Origin of the sequence: Nocardioides daeguensis (assembly GCF_019192965.1) — a bacterium.
Classification (GTDB): Bacteria; Actinomycetota; Actinomycetes; order Propionibacteriales; family Nocardioidaceae; genus Nocardioides; species Nocardioides daeguensis.
This window is the reverse complement of record NZ_JAHTKU010000003.1, coordinates 229106-235209: the sequence shown is the minus strand read 5'-3', so window position 1 is coordinate 235209 and position 6104 is coordinate 229106. Positions and strand designations below refer to the sequence as shown.

General features: G+C 71.5%; 4 protein-coding genes. All 4 read right to left on the bottom strand.

Translation table 11 applies throughout. The annotated features are described in order from the left end of the window. Positions 1–311: 311 nt before the first annotated feature. The 4 genes from KU893_RS02850 to KU893_RS02835 all read right to left on the bottom strand — a co-directional run bounded on the left by KU893_RS02850 (position 312) and on the right by KU893_RS02835 (position 6061). Positions 312–1952, bottom strand: a complete 1641-nt coding sequence (locus KU893_RS02850; protein WP_218232794.1) for an indolepyruvate oxidoreductase subunit beta family protein — start codon at positions 1950–1952, stop codon at positions 312–314. After that, on the bottom strand, positions 1952–4132 hold the full coding sequence (locus KU893_RS02845) for a thiamine pyrophosphate-dependent enzyme (protein ID WP_218232793.1): 2181 nt from the start codon (positions 4130–4132) through the stop codon (positions 1952–1954). The genes KU893_RS02850 and KU893_RS02845 overlap by 1 nt, the downstream gene beginning before the upstream one ends. Before the next feature lie 41 nt (positions 4133–4173). Further along, positions 4174–4944: a cyclase family protein gene (locus KU893_RS02840; RefSeq protein ID WP_218232792.1), complete on the bottom strand. Its 771-nt coding sequence runs from the start codon at positions 4942–4944 to the stop codon at positions 4174–4176. 145 nt (positions 4945–5089) lie between these two features. Beyond that, complete coding sequence (locus KU893_RS02835) at positions 5090–6061, bottom strand: AraC family transcriptional regulator (protein WP_218232791.1); 972 nt, start codon at positions 6059–6061, stop codon at positions 5090–5092. Between the last annotated feature and the right edge of the window lie 43 nt (positions 6062–6104).

Sequence of the window (6104 nt, the reverse complement as noted above, 5' to 3'; positions counted from 1 at the left end):
ATGCACGATGAGTGGATCGCGGGCGACCGCCGCTACCTGTCCGAAGGATCCATGGCGAAGCTCTACGAGACCAGCGATACTGACCCCGTCGCCGCCATCGAGAGCAGCGACACGTAGGCACCGAGGATCACCTCAAGCCCACCACCCCACGGGGCTCTGTCCGCTCCCGGGCGGCGACCACGGGGGAGCCGTTCAGCGTCTGCGACCGGCTCGACGCCCTCACCGACCGCAGCCTGCGCGCCGCGGTGGACAACCGACTGCACGACATGGCGACCGACGACTCGACGACCGTCGTCAGGGAGGACGCCCGCTCAGGCGGCGGGTGCCGGCTCCGGCGCGGTGGAGATCGCGAGCAGGGCCTGCTCCAGGGCGACGCCGTCCTCGTCGGCCAGCGCCGCCGACCGGAGTCCGGCGAGCGTGCCCGCGGCGTCGGCGCGACCGACCAGGCTGTCGGCGGCCGTCATCAGGCGGGTGAAGCTCTCGACGCTGTGGTGGTGCGTCTCGCCGTACCCCTTGAGCACCCGCTGGCACTCGACGATCTCGCAGGCCAGGTCGTAGTCGATCGGTGCGGCGGCCAGGGCCTGCCCGAGCCACTGGTCGATCGCGGTCTGCTCGCGTCCGAAGCGCAGCGAGCGAGGCCGGATCGGGCGGAACATCGCCATCGCCCACAGCAACGTGAAGCCGATGATCCCCGTCGTGTTGACCACGATGCCGTTGCGGGTCAGCCGCCCGACGACCCTGCCGAACCAGGCGGAGCGCGCCACCCAGCGGCCCAACGGGGTGGGGAGGGTGTCGGCGATCTCCTCGACCTGCGGGTGGAGGTACTCGCGCACGTTCATCAGCTGGCCGGGCGCCGCCTTGGCCTCGGCACGGACGCCCTCGATCCGACGCCGGCGGATCTTCTGCTGCGCGACCTGGATCGTGTCCTGGTAGCACATCCACAGCGCGACGTGCCGGGCTGCCTCGGTCGTGAGGCGGGCGGTGTCGCCGGACTCCACGGCGGCCAGCCGGGCCACGCGGTCGAGGTAGCGGTCGCTGTAGGCGGGGTTCTGGAACACCGCGGTCCGGACCGCTCCGTGCAGCAGCATCGAGCGAGCGGGGGCCGGGAAGTCAGCGGCGATGCGCGCCGCCTGGGCCTGCAGCCGGGGACCGACGAGCGAGGCGGGATCGGTCGCAGCGACCTCCACGCGGCGCCGCTCGGCCACCGCTGCCGCCTCCTCGGCCGGGTCGATCGGCCGCTTCCCGATCGTGATCGGCACCGGGCCGCTGCCCGCGGGGGTGGCGGCGATCGGCTCCGGCGCGGGGCGCTGCGCGGCCTCGACGCCGAGCGCGAAGGCGGCCAGGGAGGCGTCCACCCCCTTGCCGGCCGCGCGGATCGCCTCCTCGAAGGTCTCCCGCGCGAAGGGAAGCGCCCCGGACCCGGCCAGCGCCCCGAAGAGCGCGGCGCTGATGACGCTGTGCGCGTCGAGGGCGAGCTGCATGAAGTCCGCGCCGATGAACTTCCTGGCCCCCGCGTGGGCTGCCTCGAGCAGGGTGTTGCTGTCGACCCGGCCGTCGCCGAGGGCGAGCTTCTCGTCCATCGAGTACACCCGGTTGGTGGACGCGATCAGCGTCGTCCGGTCGGGCGTGCTGAAGCCGCGCTGGATCGCGCGACCCGCCTCCATCAGCTCGGACGCGATGACCACGTCCACCTCGCCGGGGGTCGGGAAGAGCGAGAGCACGGGCTCACGCCGTACGTCGGCCTCGTGAGGCTCTCCGCCCGGGTACATCTCGACGTAGTACACGGTGGCCCCGGTGCGCTGGGCGACACCGGCCACCGAGGTGTTCTGGGCGTAGTAGCCGGACCGCTCGCCCACGTCGACGATCCAGTCGGCGAGCACCCCGCCACCTTCGCCGCCCATCGCCAGGATCGCGATCGTGATGGGCCGACGGCCCTCGTTCCAGCTAGACATCAGTTCACCTCGAGGACTTCGTAGCGGGCGGCCCGGCGCTCGACGCCTCCCGAAAGGAGGCCGATCCAGCCGCCACGCAGGGCGGCGAGGACCTTGTCGCGCCGGGTCGGGTTGTAGACCAGGTCGCTGCGGTAGAACGACGGGCACAGCGACGCCGCGTGGGCGTTCGCGCCGCACACGCCGCAGCCGACGCACGAGTCGAGCACCGTTGCGACCGGGTCGGTACGCATCGGGTCGGGATTGGTCTTGATGCTCAGCGAGGGGCAGCCGGAGACCCGGATGCAGGCGTGGTCGCCCGTGCAGGTGTCGGCGTCGACGCCGAAGCGCTCCTTGACGACCCGCTTGCCCTCCTTCATCGCCTTGGCACGCACCGGCTTCTCGCGGCGCTGCTTGTTGAGCATGCACTCGCTCTGCGCGACGACGACCTTCGGGCCCTCGGTGCGGGTGGTCAGCGCCTTGACGAAGAGGTCACGCAGCCTGCCGATCTGGTAGGTGTCGCTGACCGTCCGCGCCCAGGTGACGCCGACACCGCGGACCGCCTTCTCGATCGGGTGCTTGGTCGAGCGCAGCACGTTGTCGGCCTTCGACGACAGCACGTCCTGGCCGCCGGTGGCGGCGCTGTAGGCGTTGTCGACCACGAGCAGGAGCTGGTCGCTCTGGTTGAACACCGCGTTGCCGACGCCACTGGTCAACCCGTTGTGCCAGAAGCCACCGTCGCCCATGACCGCGACGGTGCGCCGGTCGGCGTCCTTGGAGTTGAGCGCCGCGGCACCGGCGGAGCCGAGGCCGTAGCCCATCGTGGTCGCGCCGAGGTTGAACGGCTCGTTGATCGCGAACAGGTGGCAACCGATGTCGGCGCTGACGTGGTGCTTCTTGCCGGTCTCCTTCTCCGCCAGCTTGAGTGCGGAGAAGATGGGCCGCTCGGGGCAACCGGTGCAGAGGCCGGGCGGCCGGGTGCGGACCACGGACGCGTCGACCCGGGGGGCGAACGGGCTGGCGGGGTCGGACTGCGGCAGCAGCAGGGTCGGGCTGCCCGGGGCGGCGCCGGGGGCGTACTTGCTGAGGAAGGCGTGCACGCCCTTGGTGACGGCGGCCGCCGTGTACTCGCCGCCGACGGGGAGCAGGTCCTTGCCGTGCAGCGCGACGGACGAGCCGGCTCGCCGCAGGATCGCGTTCAGGTTCTGCTCGATGTAGTCGGGCTGGCCCTCCTCGACCAGGAGCACCGCCCGCTTGCCCTCGCAGAACTCCAGGATCTCCGAGTCCACGACCGGGTAGGTCACGTTCATGACGTAGGTCGGCACCTGCGTGTTGCCGAACGCGTCGGAGCAGCCGAGCAGCTCCATCGCCCGGTTGAGCGTGTTGTAGACACCGCCCTGGACGATGATGCCGATGTCGTCGTTCGGGCCGTCCGCGCCGAGGACCTCGTTGAGGCCGCGGCTGCGGATGTAGTCCACGGCAGCCGGCCAGCGGTCCTCGAGCTTCTCCTTCTCGTGCAGGAAGCTCGCCGGGGGCAGCACGATCCGGTCGAGCTGTCGCGAGGGGTTCTCGACGGCGTCCTTCACGGTCATCGGCGGGCGCACGTTGTCCTTGGCGGTGAAGCTGCCGTAGAGGTGGCACGAACGCAGGCGCAGCTGCAGCATCACCGGGGTGTTGCTGGCCTCCGAGAGCTCGAAGCCCGCCTCGACCGCGTTGACGATCGCCTCGATGTTCGGCCGCGGATCGAGCAGCCACATCTGGGACTTCATCGCGAAGGCGTGGGAGCGCTCCTGCATGATGCTGGAGCCCTCGCCGTAGTCCTCGCCCACGATGATCAGCGCGCCACCGCGGACGCCGCCGCTGGCCAGGTTGGCGAGTGCGTCCGAGGCGACGTTGGTCCCGACGGTCGACTTGAAGGTGATCGCGCCGCGCAGCGGGTAGTTCACGGATGCGGCGAGCATCGCGGCGGCCGTCGCCTCCGACGCGCTGTTCTCGAAGTAGACGTCGAGCTCGTCGAGGATCTCGTGTGCGTCACCGAGGACGTCCATCAGGTGCGAGATGGGGGCGCCCTGGTAGCCGCCGACGTAGGCGACGCCGGACTGCAGCAGGGCCTTGGTCACGGCGAGGATGCCCTCGCCGGAGAACCGGCTGCCCTCGCCCATGCGGAGCTTCTTCACCTCGTGGGCGAACGACCGCTCGGCCATCGTGGTCCTTCCTGCAGGTGGGGGAGATCGGGTGGGGGAGGTCAGGCCGGGACGATCGCGAGGACCCGGGCCGGAGAGCCCGTTCCTCCGACGATCGGCAGCGGCGCGGCGACGATCACCGCGCCGGTCGCCGGCAGCCGGTCCAGGTTCTGCAGCTGGGTCAGGCCGAACTTGTTGGCGCCGAGCAGGAAGTGGTGCACCGGGAACGGCGGCTCCATGCCACCGGCCTGGCCCGCGTCGACGCCGACCGTCTCGACGGCGAAGCCGGTGATCGCCGATTGCGACAGCCACTGCGCGGCGGCGGCGGAGACGCCGGGCGTGTGCGGCCCGTCCTGGTCGGCGTTCGCGAACGCGGCGGCGTCCTTGTTGAAGCGGCTCCAGCCGGTGCGGAAGACCAGCCAGGCGCCGTCGGGGAGCGGGCCGTTGTTGGCGACGTGCTTCTCGAGGTGCTCGGGCTCGAGCAGGAAGTCCGGGTTCTGCGTGGCCTCCGCGGTGAAGTCGAGGACGACCGCGGGACCGATCAGGCGCTGCGGCGGAATGGCGTCGACGGAGTAGCCGTCGCGACCCGTCGCCCAGTGCACCGGGGCGTCGAGGTGGGTGCCGGTGTGCTCGCCGGTGTGGATGTTGTTCCACCCCCAGGCCGGGCCGGCGTCGTCGAAGTCCGAGACGACCTCGAGCGAGAGCGGGATGGTGTTCGCGAACGGCGCGGGCAGCTGCAGGATCGGGGTCTCGGGCGAGAGCGGGGCGGTGAGATCGACGATCTCGACCTCGCCCGCGGCGAGTCCGGCGAGGAGGGCGTCAACTGCGGTCATGGCGGCAACCTTTCGAAGGGTGAGCGTGGTCACATCACACGCGGTCGTCGCAGGACGGTAGGCGCTGCTCGGGGAGCGCATCTATCCGGAAAACGCGTGGGTCAGCCGGAAAGCGCTGACATCGCGTGGGCCGCCTCGTCGCGGGTCAGCGGTTGCGCTGCAGCGTCTCGCTCGGCGTCTCCCCGAACGCGGCACGGTAGTCGCCGGAGAGCCGGCCCAGGTGGGCGATGCCCCACTTCGAGGCGGCCTCGGTGACCGACTGGACGGAGCCGTCGGAGAGCGACTGGCGGACCCGCTCGAGTCGCGCCTGGCGCACGTAGGCCATCGGTGTCGTGTCGAGGTGGGCCTTGAACCCCGCCTGGAGCGCACGGATCGAGAGGCCGACCGCCTCGGCGATGTCGAGGGTCCCGAGCGGCTCGGCACAGTGCTCCTCGATCAGCCGCGCGGCGCGGCGGATCACCCGGTCGGGGGCGGCGCGCTCGGCCACGGCCTCCTCGGGCGTGGCGGCGAGCGAGACGATGAGCCCGTCCACGACGGCGAGCTGCAGCGCCGCCGCGGCCAGCGGGGAGGCGGCGAGCCCGTCCTCGCGCTCGAGGTCGGTCAGCACGGTGTCGACGAGGCCGCGCCAGCTGCGCCCGGCGCCGCGGGTGATGTCGAAGGTGGTGCCGGACTGCTCGGGTACGACGAGGCCGCCGGCCGTCGCGACGTCGAGGCGCTCGCGCAGGAGGTCGGGCGTGATCCGGACCATCAGCCGGGGGTTGCCGGCCGAGTAGCGCATCCGCACCGGCTCTCCGGGGGCGGTGATCGCGGCCCGCCGAGCGGTGGCGGTGAACGACTCCGCGCCGGCGACGATGTGGCTGAGTCCGCCGAGGGGGATCTGGATCAGGTGGAAGTCCAGGCGGTCGGCGCTGACCTCGACCTCGGTGCCGTAGTCGATGTAGTGGAAGCTCAGCCGGTGCAGCTCGGCGGCGTTGTGCAGCGCCCGGAACCGCTCGCTCTCGCGCATGGGGGTGAGCTCGTGCGGGGCGAGCGAGGCGGCCACGGACGCCCGCGCGTCGTCGATGTTGGTGGTGCGCAGCACGCCGTGCGAGCCGAGTGGCGTGGAGACACGTGCCATGGCCCCTCCTGCTGTCGGTAAATTGCAACTCTCCAACGAACGT